Here is a 16,243-nt window from a genome sequence, read left to right as displayed (position 1 = left end):
GGTTTGCGGTGGAACCGTAATCGGATCGCGCACGACGCCGGATTCGAAACGCTTTACCTTCGCGACTTCGCGGGCCTGTTCGGCTGATGTGAGATTCTTGTGGATGATGCCGACGCCGCCGAGCTGGGCCATCGCGATTGCGAGCCGGCCTTCGGTGACTGTGTCCATGGCGGCGGACAACAGGGGCATATTCAGGGAAATCTTGCGGGTTACCTGAGTTTTCAGGCTGGTGTCGCGCGGGAGAACGTTGGAAAACGCGGGCACGAGGAGCACGTCATCGAACGTGAGTGCTTTCTGGATCAGACGCATGGCAAATCCTATGGGCGCAAAACCGAATTATACCGATAGTTCCCCGGATTTTCACTGCCCGAACAGCGGCTTAGGTCGCGTTTGACCTCTACGATGCAATTTATGGGCCTCGGCGCTCACGCCGCCTTTTCACTTTTTCGCTCGACGCAGGTTCGATCGAAGTTCGGTTTTGCGGGAGGCCCGAGATGACGCGCTGCGCTCAGCGGGCTTCCTTTCGCGTCCAGCGCCGCCCTTCTATGGATCCGCCGCGTCGTGTCTTTTCAACCCGCCGTTGGCGCGCGACCTTGGGATCGACCTTCAGCGGCCGATAAATCTCCACACGATCAAAATCCGCAAGCACGACATCCAACGATTGAATTTTCCCGAAGACACCAACTTTCAGCACCCCGAGATCGATCTCCGGAAAACGGGCCAGCAGCCCGCTCGCATCGATAGCCTCCTGCACCGTCACGCCCTCAGCCAGCGAAAGCGCGCATACCGCCCCCTTGCCGTCCGGCAACGCGTAGCAAACCTCAATGGAAAGGTTCGTCACTTCCCATACCGCTGGTCGGCGCGCTTCACGAACGAATCTACGAACGTGTGCGCAATGTGACTGAAAACAGGCCCGATGATCTTCTCGAGAATGATGTTCGAAAATTCGTAGTGCAGCGCGAACTCGATCTTGCAGGCGTCCGCCCGCAACGGCGTGAAGCGCCAATATCCGGTGAACTTCTTGAAAGGCCCGTCGAGGAACTCCATATCGATACTGGTCGGGCGCGTTTGCACGTTACGCGTCGCGAAATGCTGCTTGATACCCTTGAAATTGATGTGGATCTTCGCTTCCATGCTGTGCTCGTCGTGGCGGCCTACCTCCACGCCGCCACACCAGGGCAAGAAATTCGGGTAATCGGGGACATCGGTGACGAGGTCGAACATCTGCTCAGCAGAATGTCGGATCAATACAGTTTTCTGAACATCTGCCATAAAGGGCGCAACGCGTGGCAAGAGTGGGAAGCTTTGCGGGCTTTACCGGGCCCGCGCTGCTAAAATCAGGATTTTAAACGAGTTGGGCACTTTTCATTCATGAGCATCATCGACAACAGAAAAGCCTTCTTCGATTACTTCATCGAAGATCGCTACGAGGCGGGGCTCGTGCTGGAAGGGTGGGAAGTCAAGGCCCTCCGGGCTGGCCGCGGCCAGATCAAGGAAGGCTACGTCATCATTCGTGACAACGAGCTGTTCCTGATCGGCGCGCATATCAGCCCATTGCCCGAAGCCTCGACCCACATCCATCCGGATCCGGTCCGCACGCGCAAGCTGCTGCTGCATAGCGAAGAAATTTCCAAGCTCATCAGCAAGGTCGAACAAAAAGGCCACACGCTCGTGCCGCTGAACTTTCACTACAAAGGCGGCCGCGTGAAGTGCGAGATCGGCCTTGCCAAGGGCAAGAAGCTCCACGACAAGCGCGAAACCGAGAAGAAGCGCGACTGGGAACGCGAAAAAGCGCAAATCATGCGCGGCGCCAAGCATTGATCGAGGGCGTGCGCATGGCTGTCAGTATGGCAAAACAAAAAGGGCGTCGACTGGTTGAGTCGACGCCCTTTTGCATTCAGCCACAGTAAAAATCAGCTTTTGCGGATCACGCCGCCCGGCGCGGCATCGCCCTTGATGATGGTCAGCGCGGACGCAATCATGGAACTCATCTCCGATAAATTCCCCGGCACGATCAGCGTATTGCCCTGCTTCGCAATGTTTCCGAACGCGGTGACGTATTGCTCGGCGACCTTCAGGTTCACCGCTTCCATGCCGCCCGCCGTCTGGATTGCCGCACCGATTTTCTCGATCGCCTGAGCATTTGCAACGGCCACCGCCAGAATTGCCGAAGCCTCGCCTTCTGCCTGGTTGATCTGCGCCTGGCGCTCGCCTTCGGACTTGTGAATGGCCGCTTCGCGCGCGCCCCAGGCAATGTTGATCTGCTCCTGCTTGCGACCTTCGGACGCAGCGATCACCGCCCGCTTCTCACGTTCCGCCGTGATTTGCGCCTGCATTGCGTGGAGGATCTCCTTGGGCGGGGTCAAATCCTTGATCTCGTAACGCAGCACCTTTACGCCCCAGTTTGCGGCTGCCTGATCGAGCGACGTGACAATACTGTGGTTGATGTAGTCGCGCTCTTCAAAGGTCTTGTCGAGTTCCAGCTTGCCGATGACCGAACGCAGCGTGGTCTGCGACAACTGCGTGATGGCATAGATGAAGTTGCTCGATCCGTACGATGCCTTCATGGCGTCGGTGACCTGAAAATACAGCACGCCATCCACCTGAAGCTGCGTGTTGTCGCGCGTGATACAAACCTGGCTCGGCACTTCGAGCGGAATCTCCTTGAGCACGTGCTTGTAGGCCACCCGATCGATAAACGGCAGCACGATCGTCATGCCCGGCGTCAACGTCGCGTGATAACGCCCCAGCCGCTCGAGCACCCAGGCATGTTGCTGCGGCACGATCTTGATCGTCTGCGCGGCAATCGCAATAACGATGATCAACAAAATTGCCCCGATGATAGTCACGTCCATCTCCACTCCTTAACAATGCATGTCCTGCTGATAAAGGCTTGAACCCCGGTCCAACATCTCAGCGCTTGGCCGCCACAACCAGTGTGTTGCCGGAAAACGCCGTGATCCTGTAGAGCTGCGCACCTTCGGTTTCACCCGGCGCCAGTTCTATATCCCACTCGGCGCCGCGATACATCGCCCGCGCGCGGCCTTCGTGCCATTCGTTGACCTTCAGCGTCTCGCCAATGTCCAGGTTTACGCCCGGATCATGCGATGCGTCCCGGCGCGCAGGACGCCCGAGCTTCGAACGCCGCAACACGGCTCCCGCGATCACCGCGACCAGCGCGGCCACGAGCAATTCGATCTCAAGTCCCGCTCCCACCAGATGCGCGATCCCGCCGGCCACAAATCCAAGCGCGATCATCAACAGATAAAACGTGCCCGACATCAACTCGAGCAAGACGAGCGCGCCGGCGCCGATCCACCAGAAAAATCCGTTAGCAGCCATTGCCTACCTCCTGACCCGCTCCAAACAAAAACACCCCGGATGGTGTCCGGGGTGTTATAGCACGCTTACGGTTTTGAAAGCTTGATAAAAAGCCTTCTTGCCAATGCGCGACCTGCCTGCAGCCGACTTTTGCAGCCTTACTTGTTCAACGCCTTCGCAAGCGTCTTCCACGTGTCGATGATCGTATCCGGATTGAGCGACATCGACGCGATGCCTTCCTTCGCAAGCCATTCAGCAAGGTCCGGATGATCCGAAGGACCCTGACCACAGATACCCACGTACTTGTTCAGCCGCAAACATGTTTCGATAGCGCGCTTCAGCATGAACTGCACAGCGGGATCGCGTTCATCGAAATCGACTGCGAGCAACTCCATGCCCGAATCGCGGTCCAGGCCCAGCGTGAGCTGCGTCAGGTCGTTCGATCCGATCGAGAAGCCGTCGAAGAATTCAAGGAACTCTTCAGCAAGGATCGCGTTCGACGGAATCTCGCACATCATGATCAGGCGCAGGCCGTTCACGCCGCGCTTGAGACCGAACTTCTCGAGCAGTCCGACAACCTTCTCGGCCTGCTTCAAGGTCCGCACGAACGGCACCATGATCTCGACGTTGTCGAGGCCCATCTCTTCGCGCACCTTCTTCAGCGCAATGCATTCCATCTGGAAGGCTTCAGCGAAGTCCTCCGAGATATAACGCGATGCGCCACGGAAGCCGAGCATCGGGTTTTCTTCGTCCGGCTCGTAACGCGAACCGCCGATCAGCTTCTTGTACTCGTTCGACTTGAAGTCGGACAGGCGCACGATCACCGGCTTCGGATAGAACGCCGCGGCAATCGTCGCGATGCCTTCCGTCAGCTTGTCGACATAAAACGCCCGCGGCGATGCATGACCACGCGCGACGCTTTCCACGGCTTTCTTCAAATCGGCATCGATATTCGGATACTCGAGAATCGCCTTCGGATGCACGCCGATGTTGTTGTTGATGATGAACTCGAGCCGCGCCAGGCCCACGCCTGCGTTAGGCAGATGCGAGAAGTCGAAAGCCAGTTGCGGGTTGCCGACGTTCATCATGATCTTGACCGGAATCTCGGGCAACTCGCCGCGCTCGACTTCGGTTATTTCGGTTTCCAGCAGGCCGTCGTAGATCTTGCCTTCGTCGCCTTCCGCGCACGACACCGTCACCAACTGGCCTTCTTTCAGGAGGTCGGTAGCATCGCCGCAACCGACGACTGCCGGCACACCCAGCTCACGCGCGATGATGGCCGCGTGACACGTGCGTCCGCCGCGATTCGTCACGATCGCCGATGCACGCTTCATCACCGGTTCCCAGTTCGGGTCGGTCATGTCCGCGACCAGCACGTCGCCGGGCTGGACGCGATCCATCTCGGACGGATCGTGAATCACGCGCACGGGACCCGCGCCAATCTTCTGGCCGATGGCCCGACCCGTTGCGAGCACGTTCGACTGGCCCTTCAACTTGAAGCGCATTTCAGCCTTGCCCGCGTTCTGGCTCTTCACCGTTTCAGGACGTGCCTGCAGGATGAAGATCTTGCCGTCGCGGCCGTCCTTGCCCCACTCGATGTCCATCGGACGCTCGTAGTGCTTCTCGATGATGACCGCGTACTTCGCGAGTTGGATCACGTCTTCGTCGGTGATCGAGAAGCGGTTGCGCTGCTCGTGCGCCACGTCGACGGTCTTCACGCGACCGGCTTCACCGGCCTTCGTGAATTCCATCTTGATGAGCTTCGAGCCAATCGAGCGACGGATGATCGGGTACTTGCCCTGTTCGAGCGTGGTCTTGAAGACGTAGAACTCGTCCGGATTCACGGCGCCCTGCACGACCGTTTCGCCAAGACCGTAGCTCGACGTGATGAACACGGCGTCCTTGAAACCCGATTCGGTATCGAGCGTGAACATCACGCCGGCTGCGCCCACGTCCGAGCGAACCATGCGCTGCACGCCTGCCGACAACGCCACTTCAGCATGCGTGAAACCCTTGTGCACGCGGTACGAAATGGCACGGTCGTTATAGAGCGACGCGAACACGTGCTTCATGCGATCGAGCACTTCGTCGATGCCGACCACATTCAGATAGCTTTCCTGCTGACCTGCGAACGACGCGTCCGGCAAGTCTTCAGCGGTCGCCGACGAACGCACGGCAAACGACAGTTCTTCCGGGGAGCTCGCCTGAAGTGTGTCGAAGCCTTTGCGGATCAGTTCTTCGAGGCGCGGCTGCATTGGCGCGTCGACGATCCATTGACGAATCTCCTTGCCTGCTTCGGCCAAGGCTTTTACATCGTCTACGTCGAAGAGTTCAAGACGTTTGGCGATGCGCTCAGTCAGGTCGTTGTGATGCAGGAAGTCGCGAAATGCCTGCGCCGTGGTCGCAAAACCAGTCGGCACCTGCACGCCGGCTTCGGCGAGCTGGCTGATCATTTCGCCGAGTGAGGCATTCTTGCCGCCGACAATGTCGACGTCAGTCATTCGCAACTGCTCGAATGGAACTACATACGCCTGGTCCTTTGCAACGTTAGCTTCGTTAGTCATACAAGCCCCTAAGGTGGATGGAATTCACGATCATGCAAGTGGGCTCGATGCGGCGGCGTTGATTGGCAACGCGTACCGCAACCTGCATAACCTGTTTGATAAGCAACCGCATAAGACTTCCTGAGCCACGATGACGGCTCGGCCGAACTCGCCGCCACCAATCAAATTTGCTTTGAAAACCGAACAAGTTCGCCCAGAACGCGTGATTTATACGTAACTTCGCGCAATTCACGGGCAGAACGTTCGCAATTGCTTATCGAACAGGTTGCCGCTATTCTACCGTGATGGCTCTCGAAATGTTCTATTGCGGGGCATAAATCCGCTGCGCAATGAGACCCTTCACACGTGTTACGTGTGGCGACGCACATCGGCGATAATCGCCTCATTCTTTCACGTCATTCAACGCTCACCACGCCGATGCCGCCAACCGTATTTATAGTTTCAGATGGCACCGGGATCACTGCCGAAACCTTCGCGCACTCGATCCTCTCCCAGTTCGATCAAAAGTTCCGGCTCGTGCGCGTGCCGTTCGTCGACTCCACGGACAAGGCGCATGCGACCATCGCGAAGATCAACGAGGCTGTTTCCCTCGATGGCCGCCGTCCGATCGTATTCACCACGCTGGTCGACAGCGAGTCCAACGAGATCGTGCAGCGTTCGAACGCGCTGGTGCTGAACATGTTCCAGACGTTCATCGAGCCGTTGGAAATCGAACTCGACATCAAGTCCACGCATGCAATGGGCCGCGTTCACCAGAACGCCGACACGGACGAGTACAAGAACCGGATCGAGGCGATCAACTTTTCGCTCGCGCATGACGATGGCCAGTCGAACCGCAACCTGGAAGATGCCGATGTCATCCTGGTCGGCGTATCGCGCAGCGGCAAGACGCCGACCTCCTTGTACCTGGCAATGCAGTACGGCGTGAAAGCGGCCAACTATCCGCTGATCCCGGAAGACTTCGAGCGCGGCCGCTTGCCAACGCCTTTGCTGCCGTATCGGGAAAAGATGTTTGGTTTGTCGATCGATCCGCAGCGGCTGGCCGAGATCCGCAACGAGCGCCGTCCGGGAAGCAAGTACGCCGCGCTTGAAAATTGCCGCTACGAAATCAACGAAGCCGAAGCGATGATGAAACGCGAAGGAGTCAAATGGTTGTCATCGACGCATAAGTCGATCGAGGAAATCGCCACCACGATCTTGCAGGAGATCCGTTTGGAGCGGCCTTCGTATTATTAGCAGGCGGCGACCTTCGGCAAAAAGCCGTTTCAACTTGCGTTGAAACGGCTTTTTTATACGCGTCGCTGCCGGCACTGTTCGAAGATGCACACCGCCGCAGCCGCCGCCACATTCAGCGACTCCATGCCACCGGGCTGTGGGATCGTCACGCGCAACGCCGCATGATCGCGCCAGAACGTCGAAACGCCCGCGCCTTCATTGCCCATCACCCAGGCCAGCGGGCCGGACAAATCGATGTCGTAGAGTGCCTTCGCGCCGTGCGAATCGGTGATGGTAACGAGCACTTCAGGTTCGAGTCGCGACCGCAGATCTGCTGCCTCGACATCCTCATAGACGTTCAGCAGGAAATGCGCGCCCATGCCAGCACGCAAGACCTTCGACGACCATGCGTACACCGTTCCCGGCGCACAGAACACGTGCTGGATCCCCGCTGCCGCCGCGCTCCGCAAGATGGAACCGACATTGCCGGCATCCTGAACCCCATCGAGCACGATGCAGCTTTGATCCACACGCACAGGCAAAACCGGCGCAGTCCGGTCAACCAGCAACACCATGCCCACGCCGTGCACAACACCCGACAATTGACCGAACAAGGCATCGGGCAACGTATGGACCCGTGCGGGATCGACGCGGGCGACAATCTCGCGCGCTTCATCGTGCTGCAACGCGCCTTCGGTCACCACGCAAGTCTCGGGCTGTCCGGCCGCTTGCAGATAGGCATCGGCGAGATGCAGGCCTTCCAGCAGCGCATGGCCGCTGCGGCGCTGCTGCGCCGTCGACCCGGCGAGCGCCTTCAACCGCTTGTAAAGCGGGTTGTCCCGCGAGGTTATGGATTTCACTTGGATTTAAAACGGAGGTGCGTCGATACCCTGCTCGGCACTGGCCGCAGCAGCGGCGGCTGCCGCGAGCAACTCCGGCGCGACGGGCGGCAGCACCACGCCAAATCGCGCATGCGCTTCGCGCACCGGCGCAAAAGAACGCCGATGATGCTCGCAAGGCCCATGGTCGAGCAGCGCCTTCAGATGCTGCGGCGTGCCGTACCCGGCGTGAGCATTGAAGCCGTATACGGGATGTGTATCGTGCAATTGGAGCAGCATGCGGTCACGCGTGACCTTGGCAAGAATCGATGCCGCCGATATCTGCGCAATCAGCGCGTCGCCGCCGATGACGGCAACGGAACGCATCGACAAAGTCGGGCACCGGTTGCCATCGATCTTTGCGACCGTCGGCGTGACCGACAGCCCTTCGACCGCGCGTTTCATGGCGAGCATGGCGGCGTGCAGAATGTTGATGGTGTCGATTTCCTCGACACTCGCCGATGCCACGCAATACGCCAGCGCGCGATCGATGATCTTCTCGTACAACTCCTCGCGCTTCTTGGCACTCAGCACTTTCGAGTCATCGAGGCCGCGAATCTTCGGTTTCGACGGATCGAAGATCACCGCCGCCGCAACCACCGGGCCGGCGAGCGGACCACGGCCGGCTTCGTCGACACCGCAAATGAGGTCGGACGGGGAATCGAAGTCGAACTCTGGCTGATTCGCGCGCCTGACCACGCCCTTTACGACGATCTTAGCCATTACCGCGGCCTCCTCGTTTCCAGCACCTGCGCCACAGCCTCCGACGCCCGTTGCGCCGTATTCTGACGCAATACATGATGCATTTCGGTGAAGATTTCTGTGAGTGTCGCTCGGTTTGCGTTGTCGTTCAACTGCTTGAGCGTTGCATCGGCGAGCGCTTCGGGCGTGGCGAAATGCTGCAGGATCTCCGGCACGACAAAACGCCCCGCCAGAATATTCGGCAAGCCGACATACGGCAGATAACCCTGGCGCTGCATGATCTGGCCAGTCAGCCAGGGCACCTTGTACGAAATCACCATTGGCTTTTTCAGCAATGCCGCTTCGAGCGTCACCGTGCCGCTCTTGACCAGGATGGCGTCGGCGGCGGTCATCGCGACCTGGGCCTTGCCTTCCGTGATGGTCAACGCCAGATCCGGATGCGCCGCCACGAGCGGTTGCAGCAGTTCGCGCAACGCGGCGGTCGCCGCCGGCATCACGAATCGCACGCCGGGTTCGCGTTGCTGCATCAGCGCCATCGCTTCGAAAAACGTCGGGCCGATCAGCGTAATCTCCGAGCGCCGGCTACCTGGCAACACGGCGATGATCGGACCACCCGCGGTCAGACCCAGTTCGCGGCGGGCGGCATCGACGTCGGGGACGAGCGGGATTTCATCGGCAAGCGGATGGCCCACATAAGTGGACGCTATGCCCGCCTTTTCCATCAGCGCCGGTTCAAACGGAAACACGCACAGCATGTGATCGACGGCTTTGACGATCTTCTTGATCCGCCCGCCGCGCCACGCCCAGATCGACGGACACACGAGATGCACGGTCGGAATGCCGGCATCGCGCAACGCGTGTTCGAGACCAAAATTGAAATCAGGCGCATCCACGCCGATAAACACCGACGGCGGCTCGGCAAGCAACTGGCGCTTGAGCTCGTTGCGAATGCCGAGGATCTCGGGAATGTGCTTGAGCGCTTCCACATAGCCGCGGACGGTCAGCTTCTCCAAGGGCCAGTGGGCATCGAAACCGGCGGCCGTCATGCGCGGACCCCCAATGCCGCTGAACCGCGTACCCGCAGGCAAGCGCGCGTTCAGGCCGTCGAGCAGCGACGCGGCCAGCAAGTCACCGGACGGCTCGCCGGCGACCATCGCAACACGCAAGGGTGCGGGCGTGAGCGTCATCGGGCGCTCGGTCAACGGATGATGCCGCGCTGCGACGCGTCGATAAAGTCAGCGAAAGCGGTGACCGGCGCATCGCCGTCGCCGCCTGCGGAAGCGAGTTCGCGCAACTGCATCTTCGCTTCTTCGAGCGTCGCGCCGCTCTTGTAGACCAGCCGATACGCCGAGCGCAGCGCCGAAATGGCTTCAGCCGAAAAACCGCGCCGACGCAGTCCTTCAACGTTGATGCCATGCGGTTCGGCCTTGTTTCCGGCCGCGATCACGAACGGGGGAATGTCCTGCACGAGCGCCGAAGCGCCGCCCAGCATGGAATGCGCGCCAATCCGCACGAACTGATGCACGCCCGACATGCCGCCGACGATCGCGTAATCGCCGATGATAACGTGGCCCGCAAGCTGCGCGTTGCTCGACATGATGATGTTGCTGCCCAACTGGCAGTCGTGACCGACGTGCACGTAGGCCATGACCCAGTTGTCGTCACCGATGGTGGTCACGCCCGTGTCCTGCACCGTGCCCGTGTGAATGGTCGTAAATTCGCGAATGGTATTACGATCGCCAATCACGAGCCGCGTGGGCTCGTCCTTGTACTTCATGTCCTGCGGCCGGCCGCCGACCGACGCGTAATGGCCGATGCGGTTATCGCTGCCGAGCACCGTATGGCCTTCAATCACGCTATGCGAGCCAATGGTCGTACGCGCACCGATCTGCACGTGCGAGCCTACGATCGCGTACGGGCCGACTTCGACGGATTCGTCGAGCTGCGCGCCCGGTTCGATGATCGCGGTAGGGTGAATCTTGCTCATGCGCCCTCGCTATGTGTTCTGCTGCCTGTTCGCCGCGCCGATGGCGCCTTTTGCACTGATTGCGCGGCCGGCATCATTTTGGCTCGGTAGCCGTGTTCTTGATCGTGCACATCAGCTCGGCTTCGGCTGCAACCGCGCCGTCGACTTCAGCAACCGCGCTGAACTTCCAGATGCCGCGCATGTAGCGCTCGAAATTCACGTTCAGGATCAACTGATCGCCCGGTTCGACCACGCGCTTGAAGCGCGCCTTGTCGATACCGACGAAGTAATAGAGCGTCGTTTCCGGATCATGCGGCGCTGTTTCACCATCTTCGACAAAAGTCAGCAGCGCCGCAGCCTGTGCGAGCGCTTCGAGAATCAGCACGCCGGGCATTACCGGTCGCGTCGGGAAATGGCCCTGGAAATAGGGCTCGTTGATCGACACGTTCTTGAGCGCTTTGATGCTCTTGTGCGGCGTGAGTTCGAGCACGCGATCCACGAGCAGGATCGGATACCGATGCGGCAGCAGCGTGAGGATCTTGTGAATGTCTAAATTGATTTTGTCGGTGCTCATAGTCGTTCTGCTCGCGCGCTTCACAGCGCGGGTGTTGACTGCGAAGGCGCTCGTGGATTTCGTCTCGGGCGACTTCGCGTGGGATGGCGGTTTTTACCGTCTTGGTGTGTGTCCGAAGTGCTTTCCAGTTCGCCGCCACGGCTCGCCGTACAGCTTGTGGTATGGCTCGCTTTAGGGCTTGTCTTGAAGCTTCTCAGCCGCCGTTTCCAGCGTCTTGATACGCTCGCGCAGCTTGTCCAGATTCCGGACAATGGCAGCGCTCTTGTTCCAGTCCGCATGATTCACAGCGGGAAATGCGCTCGTGTACATGCCGGGTTTCAGCAGGGATTTCGACACGCCCGACTGCGCCGTGACGATCACGTAGTCCGCCAGCGTGACGTGGCCGGCGATGCCCACCGCGCCGCCGATCATGCAATGCCGCCCAATGTTCGTGCTGCCCGCAATGCCGGCGCAGCCCGCAATCACCGTATAAGCGCCGATCCGGCAGTTATGTCCGATCTGCACCAGATTATCGATCTTCACGCATTCTTCGATGATCGTATCGGCCATTGCGCCACGATCGATAGTGGTGTTTGCGCCGATCTCCACATCATTGGCGATAACCACCGCGCCGACTTGCGGAATCTTCACCCAGCTCCCAGTGCGCGCTTCGCCGTCGCCAACGAAGTCAGGCGCAAAACCGAAGCCGTCCGCTCCGATCACCGCGCCCGCATGCACGATCACGCGCGCGCCGAGCTTGCAGCCATGATAGACGGTCACGTGAGGATACAAATGCACGTCGTCCGCGAGCCTGACGCCCTGTCCGATCGAAACGCCCGCGTCCAGCTTCACGCGCTCGCCAATCACCGCGCCCGCTTCCACGCTCACATGCGGCCCGATCACAGCACTCGCCGCGACTTTCGCCGCTGGATGAACAAACGCCGTGGAATGCACGCCCGGTTCGACCGGAGGCGTCGCGAGGTCGATGAAGACCTGCGCCACCCGGGCGAAATAAGCGTAGGGATTCGGTGTGACGATAAAGTTGCGCCCTTCCGGCGACGCCACTTTTTCAAGGTCGGCCGGCGAGATCAGCACCGCTCCCGCGCGTGTACTCTCAACCTGCGACAAATACTTTTGGTTCGCAAGAAACGCGAGTTGCTCGGGCCCTGCTTTATCGAGCGGCGCGAGGCCGTTCACGCGATGCCCGGCATCGCCCGCTATGTCTCCGCCGAAGCGCTGTGTCAACTCACTTAACGTGATTGCGCTGTTTGATGCCATCCGCTATACCGCTCCAAATCAGTGCAAATTCGGTGACTTAATTGACTATTTTGACTGTCAGTTCGATGTGCCGGCGCCCGGGTTGGTCGACAGGCTCGACTGATTCGCCGCCAACGCCTTCAGCACTTGATCCGTGATATCGATACGCGGACTGACATACACCGCTTCCTGCACGATCAGGTCGTAATGCTGCTGCTCGGCAATCTGCTTGATGACCTTGTTGGCCCGGTCAAGCACACCCGCGAGTTCCTCGTTGCGGCGCTGGTTCAGGTCTTCCCGAAACTCGCGCTGCTTGCGCTGGAAATCCTGGTCCAGTTGCGACAGGTCACGCTGTTTGGCAGCACGATCCGCCGGGGCCATGGCCGCGCCGTTCTTGTCCATGGCGTCCGACATGGTCTTCAGACGCGCAGCCATGTCCTGCAAGGCCTTGTCGCGCTTCGAAAACTCTTGTTCGAGCTTCGACTGCGCCGCCTTGGCCGCCGCCGACTCGCGCAGGATGCGATCGGAATTGACGGCTGCAATCCGGGCCTCTTGCGCGTCTGCGGTAGCCACGCCCGTCAGTCCGAACGCCACCGACATCAGGAGTGCCAGTGCCACATGTTTCGAAAGCTTACCGGTTCGCAAAGTCTTCCTCACGTTACTTATTTACGTCGCTTGATTTACGTTTGCTGCGAAATCCATTTCGTCTCGACCCGGTTTCCGCCGCAGCGCAACCCGGGTCGCGAAAACTGTTCCTACGGTATTAGAAGGCCGTACCAATCTGGAACTGGAACTTCTGATACTGGTCGCCTTCATGTTTCTGCAGCGGGAAACCCAGGCTCAGCTTGAGCGGACCAATTGGCGAGATCCACGCCAGACCCACACCATAACCGTATCGCAGGCCATTTGCGCCGGTGGTCGTACCGCCCTGACCCGGATCGCCCCAGACGTTACCACCGTCAAGGAACGTGAACACACGCAGCGTGCGGTCGTAACCCGTGCCCGGCAACGGGAACGTCAACTCGATGTTACCCACCGCCATGCGTGAACCGCCGATCGGATCGCCCGTGGTCGTGTCGCGCGGACCGAGCGAGCTTGGTTCATAACCCCGGACCGAACCGATACCACCCGCATAGTAGTTCTTGAAAATCGGGTACGTCTGGCCCTTCAGGCCCTTACCGTATCCGCCTTGCAGGTTCAGGCCCAGCACGAAGCCGCGAGCGAACGAATAGTAATACTGCGCCTGCGCGTCCACCTTGACATAGGTGGTGTTACCCGCGGGCGTGCCGTACTCGGCGTTCGTCTGCGTGTAGTACCCGCGGCTCGGGACAAGCGCGCTGTCCCGATTGTCGCGCGACCAGCCCACCGTCACCGGCACGTTGTTCACGACGCGGCCGAATTCGTTGACGTAGTCCTTGTAGCTTTGCGGCGTCGATGCATCCACATCCAGCGTGTTCTGCTCGAGGCCCGCACCGAAATAAACCGTGTCCTGCTCGGAGAACGGAATGCCGAACTTCAGGTCGCCACCAATCGTCACGATCTTGAAGCTCGAATCGGTCGAGTAATACAGCGGCTGATACGTGCGGTAGTACAAGTCGGTAATACGCTTGATACCGTCGATGGTGAAGTACGGATCGACCTGCGTCACCGTCAGCGTTCGATACGTCTTGGCCGTATTGACGTTGACCGAAAGGCTGGTACCCGAACCGAACACGTTGTCCTGCGACACGCCGGCCGACAGCACGACCTTGTCCGTCGATGAGAAACCGGCGCCGAGCGTAATGGCGCCAGTCGGCTTTTCAGCGACCTTCACGTCCACGTCCACCTGGTCGTTCGTGCCTTCGACAGGCGTGGTCGTTACGTCGACGTCGGTAAAGTAACCGAGACGGTTCACGCGGTCCTTCGAGAGCGCGAGGCGGCTCGAATCGAACCACGAGCTTTCGAGCTGACGCATTTCGCGGCGCACGACTTCGTCACGCGTGCGCGTATTGCCGACGATGTTCACGCGGCGCACATACACGCGGCGGCTCGGATCCACGTTGAGCGTCAGGTCGACGGTGTGATTGGCCTGATTGATCTGCGGCTGGGCATTGACCTGGGCGAACGCATAACCGTATTCGCCCAGCTTGTCGACGATCGCCTTGGTGGTCGCCTGCAGCTTCTCAGCCGAGAAACGATCGCCCGGTTTGATCTTGACGAGCTTGTTCAACTCGGCCTGACGGTCGAGCAGGTTGCCCGAAAGCTGGATGGCGCTGATCTTGTACGGCTCGCCTTCGTGCAGCGAAACCGTGAGATACATGTCCTTCTTGTCCGGCGAGATGGACACCTGCGTCGAGTCGATGTTGAACTCGAGATAACCGCGATTCAGGTAGTACGAACGTACGTTTTCAAGGTCGCCCGTAAGCTTTTCCTTCGCGTACAAGTCGTTCTTCGTGTACCACGAGAACCAGTTCGGCGTGGACAGCTGCATCTCGTCGCGCAGCGTGCTCGTGCTGATCGCCTTGTTGCCGATGAAGTTGATCTGGCGGATCTTCGCGCTCGGACCTTCAGCCACCGAAAACAAGATCTGCACACGGTTGCGGTCGACCGGCGTGACCGTGGTCGTGACTTCCGCTGCATAGAAACCGCGCGTCAGATACTGGCGCTTGAGTTCCTGTTCAGCTTTGTCGACGAGCGCCTTGTCGTACGAGCGGCCTTGCGACAAGCCGACCGAGCGCAGTGCCTTGATCAGGTTGTCTTTTTCGAACTCGTGGATGCCGGAGAAATCGATCTGCGAGATAGCCGGACGTTCCTGCACCTGCACGACCACCACGTTGCCCTGTGTTGCAACCTGGACGTCGTTGAAGAAGCCCGTTGCGTAAAGCGCCCGAATCGCTTCGGAGGCTTTGTCGTCGGTGAACGTGTCGCCCTGCTTGATGGGTAAGTAGGCGAAAACCGAGCCGGGTTCGATGCGCTGAAGGCCGTCAATCCGGATGTCCTGCACGACAAACGGCGTTGTCGCGTGCGCCGCCATGCCGGTAGCGGCCAATGCTGCGGCCACAGCCGACTTAGGAACAAAGCGATGAGGTTTGAACAACGTGCTTCCCCAGTGTGTATAGCTGCATCTAGCCGGACCGCGTTCGTTCAAGCGCCGCCGGACAAGATGAAAAGGATCAATGTGAATCGGAAACCGGATCAAAAGCGAATCAACCGAGCGAGGTCGTTAAAGAGTGCAATCGCCGACAAGGCAACGATGCAGACAAGACCCGCTCGCTGCAAAACCATCTGCCAGCGATCAGACACGGCTTTGCCAGTTGCGGCTTCAACCAAATAATATAACAGATGCCCACCGTCAAGAACCGGAATCGGTAACAAGTTCAACACTCCGAGGCTAATACTCACGAGTGCCAGGAAGGACAGAAACGCTGACAAGCCAAGGCGCGCGCTTTTGCCTGCATAGTCCGCGATTGTCACGGGACCCGAAAGATTCTTGAGCGAGGCTTCGCCCGTGATCATCCGGCCGAACATGCGCAGCGAATAGATGCTGATGTCCCAGGTGCGTTTCACGCCGAGCTGCAGGCTTTCGATGGGACCGTAGCGCACATCGACCGAAGGAATGCGCGTGGCAAGCGACGCGCCGATGCGGCCGACGTTGCGGTTCGTGCTTGCATCGGCCTTGAGTTCCGGCACGATCTGCACGGCGCGCTGCGCGCCGTTGCGCTCGACCGTCAACGAAACCGGCGTCCCCGGACGATGCTGGACATAGTCGATGAAGCCCATCGCGTTGTCGATCTTCTTGCCATCGATT

Annotated in this window: 18 protein-coding genes; 3 read left to right on the top strand and 15 right to left on the bottom strand. The window is 59.5% G+C overall.

Annotation, left to right across the window (positions count from 1 at the left end; genetic code table 11):
• The 3 genes from ACFFAR_RS08195 to ACFFAR_RS08185 form a co-directional block, all read right to left on the bottom strand.
• On the bottom strand, nucleotides 1-309 hold a 309-nt coding region (locus ACFFAR_RS08195), incomplete at its 3' end, for an IMP dehydrogenase (RefSeq protein ID WP_375507732.1).
• Between the two features lie 199 nt (nucleotides 310-508).
• Nucleotides 509-841: an RnfH family protein gene (locus ACFFAR_RS08190; protein WP_062169808.1), complete on the bottom strand. Its 333-nt coding sequence runs from the start codon at nucleotides 839-841 to the stop codon at nucleotides 509-511.
• Nucleotides 838-1,272 carry a type II toxin-antitoxin system RatA family toxin gene (locus ACFFAR_RS08185; RefSeq protein WP_061999168.1) on the bottom strand — a complete coding sequence of 145 codons (435 nt, stop codon included), beginning with the start codon at nucleotides 1,270-1,272 and terminating at the stop codon, nucleotides 838-840. Before ACFFAR_RS08185 ends, ACFFAR_RS08190 begins: the two co-directional genes overlap by 4 nt.
• 99 nt (nucleotides 1,273-1,371) lie before the next feature.
• Here ACFFAR_RS08185 and smpB point away from each other — a divergent pair, with 99 nt between their 5' ends.
• Entirely contained in the window at nucleotides 1,372-1,821 is a 450-nt protein-coding gene (smpB, locus tag ACFFAR_RS08180) for an SsrA-binding protein SmpB (protein WP_061999167.1), read from the top strand.
• A gap of 92 nt (nucleotides 1,822-1,913) precedes the next feature.
• On the opposite strand, the gene ACFFAR_RS08175 is transcribed toward smpB, so the two are convergent.
• From ACFFAR_RS08175 to ppsA, 3 genes are all read right to left on the bottom strand, one after another.
• Nucleotides 1,914-2,855 carry an SPFH domain-containing protein gene (locus ACFFAR_RS08175; RefSeq protein ID WP_056352725.1) on the bottom strand — a complete coding sequence of 314 codons (942 nt, stop codon included), beginning with the start codon at nucleotides 2,853-2,855 and terminating at the stop codon, nucleotides 1,914-1,916.
• A 58-nt stretch (nucleotides 2,856-2,913) separates the two neighbouring features.
• Complete coding sequence (locus tag ACFFAR_RS08170) at nucleotides 2,914-3,342, bottom strand: NfeD family protein (RefSeq protein WP_061999165.1); 429 nt, start codon at nucleotides 3,340-3,342, stop codon at nucleotides 2,914-2,916.
• A 137-nt stretch (nucleotides 3,343-3,479) separates the two neighbouring features.
• Nucleotides 3,480-5,885 (bottom strand): phosphoenolpyruvate synthase, encoded by a 2,406-nt coding sequence (gene ppsA / locus ACFFAR_RS08165; RefSeq protein ID WP_375507731.1) that lies wholly within the window; start codon nucleotides 5,883-5,885, stop codon nucleotides 3,480-3,482.
• Between the two features lie 417 nt (nucleotides 5,886-6,302).
• Here ppsA and ACFFAR_RS08160 point away from each other — a divergent pair, with 417 nt between their 5' ends.
• Complete coding sequence (locus ACFFAR_RS08160) at nucleotides 6,303-7,121, top strand: pyruvate, water dikinase regulatory protein (RefSeq protein WP_062000811.1); 819 nt, start codon at nucleotides 6,303-6,305, stop codon at nucleotides 7,119-7,121.
• Between the two features lie 53 nt (nucleotides 7,122-7,174).
• Here the strand turns inward: ACFFAR_RS08160 and ACFFAR_RS08155 are convergent, their stop codons facing one another.
• From ACFFAR_RS08155 to fabZ, 5 genes are all read right to left on the bottom strand, one after another.
• Nucleotides 7,175-7,960 carry a TrmH family RNA methyltransferase gene (locus ACFFAR_RS08155; RefSeq protein ID WP_375507730.1) on the bottom strand — a complete coding sequence of 262 codons (786 nt, stop codon included), beginning with the start codon at nucleotides 7,958-7,960 and terminating at the stop codon, nucleotides 7,175-7,177.
• Between the two features lie 6 nt (nucleotides 7,961-7,966).
• The gene (rnhB, locus tag ACFFAR_RS08150; protein WP_174362464.1) at nucleotides 7,967-8,701 is read right to left on the bottom strand and encodes a ribonuclease HII; all 735 of its coding nucleotides are present in this window, start codon (nucleotides 8,699-8,701) and stop codon (nucleotides 7,967-7,969) included.
• Complete coding sequence (gene lpxB, locus ACFFAR_RS08145) at nucleotides 8,701-9,867, bottom strand: lipid-A-disaccharide synthase (RefSeq protein WP_174362463.1); 1,167 nt, start codon at nucleotides 9,865-9,867, stop codon at nucleotides 8,701-8,703. The genes rnhB and lpxB overlap by 1 nt, the downstream gene beginning before the upstream one ends.
• Before the next feature lie 11 nt (nucleotides 9,868-9,878).
• Complete coding sequence (gene lpxA, locus ACFFAR_RS08140) at nucleotides 9,879-10,667, bottom strand: acyl-ACP--UDP-N-acetylglucosamine O-acyltransferase (protein ID WP_174362462.1); 789 nt, start codon at nucleotides 10,665-10,667, stop codon at nucleotides 9,879-9,881.
• A gap of 73 nt (nucleotides 10,668-10,740) precedes the next feature.
• The gene (gene fabZ, locus ACFFAR_RS08135) at nucleotides 10,741-11,220 is read right to left on the bottom strand and encodes a 3-hydroxyacyl-ACP dehydratase FabZ (protein WP_061999160.1); all 480 of its coding nucleotides are present in this window, start codon (nucleotides 11,218-11,220) and stop codon (nucleotides 10,741-10,743) included.
• Here fabZ and ACFFAR_RS08130 point away from each other — a divergent pair.
• Nucleotides 11,192-11,395, top strand: a complete 204-nt coding sequence (locus tag ACFFAR_RS08130) for a hypothetical protein (protein WP_143325676.1) — start codon at nucleotides 11,192-11,194, stop codon at nucleotides 11,393-11,395. The two genes, fabZ and ACFFAR_RS08130, sit on opposite strands and share 29 nt — an antisense overlap.
• Here the strand turns inward: ACFFAR_RS08130 and lpxD are convergent.
• The 4 genes from lpxD to rseP all read right to left on the bottom strand — a co-directional run.
• Nucleotides 11,392-12,477 carry a UDP-3-O-(3-hydroxymyristoyl)glucosamine N-acyltransferase gene (lpxD, locus tag ACFFAR_RS08125; protein ID WP_075359983.1) on the bottom strand — a complete coding sequence of 362 codons (1,086 nt, stop codon included), beginning with the start codon at nucleotides 12,475-12,477 and terminating at the stop codon, nucleotides 11,392-11,394. The two genes, ACFFAR_RS08130 and lpxD, sit on opposite strands and share 4 nt — an antisense overlap.
• 57 nt (nucleotides 12,478-12,534) lie before the next feature.
• Complete coding sequence (locus ACFFAR_RS08120) at nucleotides 12,535-13,056, bottom strand: OmpH family outer membrane protein (RefSeq protein ID WP_061999158.1); 522 nt, start codon at nucleotides 13,054-13,056, stop codon at nucleotides 12,535-12,537.
• Between the two features lie 163 nt (nucleotides 13,057-13,219).
• A complete protein-coding gene (gene bamA, locus ACFFAR_RS08115; protein ID WP_062170559.1) occupies nucleotides 13,220-15,532 on the bottom strand; it encodes an outer membrane protein assembly factor BamA in 2,313 nt (770 codons plus the stop codon).
• A 98-nt stretch (nucleotides 15,533-15,630) separates the two neighbouring features.
• Nucleotides 15,631-16,243 (bottom strand): RIP metalloprotease RseP (rseP, locus tag ACFFAR_RS08110; RefSeq protein ID WP_174362461.1); only part of this gene is annotated, 613 nt, incomplete at its 5' end.

The sequence above is a fragment of the uncultured Caballeronia sp. genome (assembly GCF_964243625.1).
GTDB lineage: Bacteria > Pseudomonadota > Gammaproteobacteria > Burkholderiales > Burkholderiaceae > Caballeronia.
Note: the sequence above shows the minus strand (reverse complement) of the source record. Positions and strands in the feature narration are given on the sequence as shown.